1 protein-coding gene is annotated in these 1,720 nt (G+C 32.7%); it reads right to left on the bottom strand.

Features of this window, described 5'->3' with window-relative positions; genetic code table 11:
* Positions 1 to 108: 108 nt before the first annotated feature.
* The gene (locus ACOYLT_RS11855) at positions 109 to 1,662 is read right to left on the bottom strand and encodes an IS1182 family transposase (RefSeq protein ID WP_422854042.1); all 1,554 of its coding nucleotides are present in this window, start codon (positions 1,660 to 1,662) and stop codon (positions 109 to 111) included.
* Positions 1,663 to 1,720: the final 58 nt, after the last annotated feature.

The following is a 1,720-nucleotide window of genomic DNA, read 5'->3' as shown; positions in this document are numbered from 1 at the left end:
AAAGAAGCCGTCTCATAACAAAATTTGAGATGGTTTTTTTATTTATTTCAATTTTATAAAAATTCGTTTTCAATTTCAGAGAATGTTCATTTGGAGTAAAAATTGCCATTATGCTGCAATTTTCTTTCTTAGATTATGTGCCATTGCCATTAATCCGAACTCTAAATCTACTTTTTTGATTCCTTTTAGAGTAAATCTTCTAAAATGATGATTATGCTTGAGTTGAGCAAACACAGGCTCTACATCGGCTGTGCGTTGTTTGCGTTTTTGTATTCCTGTTTCGCTTAATAATAATTCTCTGGTTTTTTGTTTGTGCCGCTCTAGGTTGTGGTTTCTTTCGATGCTTCTGTTACCTTTTGCTTTAAAACATTGACCTCTAAGTGGACAGCCTTCACAGTTTTGTGCTTGGTAGTGACTTATATTTTGAGATAATCCAGCTTCTGTGGTTCGTTTACTTTGATGTGTTTTCAGCATTTTTTGTCCCATTGGGCACACATAATAATCTTCTTCTTGATTGTAGTAGAGGTTTTCTTTGCTAAATAGCTTATGCTTTTGTTGGTATCTTGTGTCTTGTTCTTTATCAAAAGTATTGTATTTGACGTAAGCTGTTAGTTGTTGTTGCTCTAAATAATCATAGTTTTCTTCGCTTCCATAACCTGCATCTGCGGTTATTTCTTTTAATTCATTAAAAATTTCTTGTCCAAAGGTTTCTTTAAAATCTTCTAAATGTGGTTTTAAAGTTTTGGTATCTGTTGGATTTTGATGCGTGGTGTAATGAACGATGATTTGATTCTCGGTTGATATTTGTTGATTGTAGCCTGGTTTTAGTTGTCCGTTGAGCATGTGGTCTTCTTTCATGCGCATAAAAGTAGCATCAGTATCAGTTTTGCTGTAGGAGTTTCTGCTGCCTAAGATTTCTTGTTGCTGTTCGTATTTTTCTAAATTGACAACAAAATTTTTCTTGATATAATTGAGTTTAGCTTTGGCTTTTGAACTGGCATTTTCGTTTCCAGTTAATTTAGCATCTATTTGGGCTACCGTTTTTTCAATAACTTCTTTGCTTATTGCTTTAAATTCTGGTGGTTCTGGATTGTGGTCATCATTTCTAGCTACACTTTGGGCGTAGTTCCATAAATCCTCTAATTGGGTAAGCATTTTGACTTTGTTGGTTGCAATACTTTTTCCCCAAACAAATGTATATTTTCCTGCTTGGGCTTCTATTTTTGTGCCGTCAGTATAAATTTGTTTCAACGTAATTAAACCTTCATCGGCAAGCATTAATACTACTTGTTTGAAAATTTCTTTAAAACTATCTTGCAATTTATTACTTCTAAATCGGTTTACCGTATTGTGGTCAACAATAGTCATAGAACTCAACCACATAAAATTAATATTCTCACGAAGTGCTTGTTCTATTTTGCGTGAAGAGTAAACATTGGTCATGTAGGAATACAACATTACTTTGAGTAACATTTTTGGATGATAACTCGGATTACCTTCTTTTTTATAGGTTTTAATAAGTCCCTGAAGATTGAGTTGCTCCACAACTTGATCAACTACTCGAACTGGATGGGAAGATGGAATTAAATCATCGAATGAATGTGGGAATAATGCCGTTTGTCTTTGATTATAGTCTCTGAAATTCATATTAGTATTCTGTATATCAACACTATAAATATAAAAATAAATATTTTAAATTCCAAATAAATCATAAAAAAAA

The sequence above is a fragment of the Flavobacterium sp. genome (assembly GCF_049318185.1).
Taxonomy (GTDB): Bacteria; Bacteroidota; Bacteroidia; order Flavobacteriales; family Flavobacteriaceae; genus Flavobacterium.
This window is presented reverse-complemented; position numbering and strand designations above follow the sequence as displayed.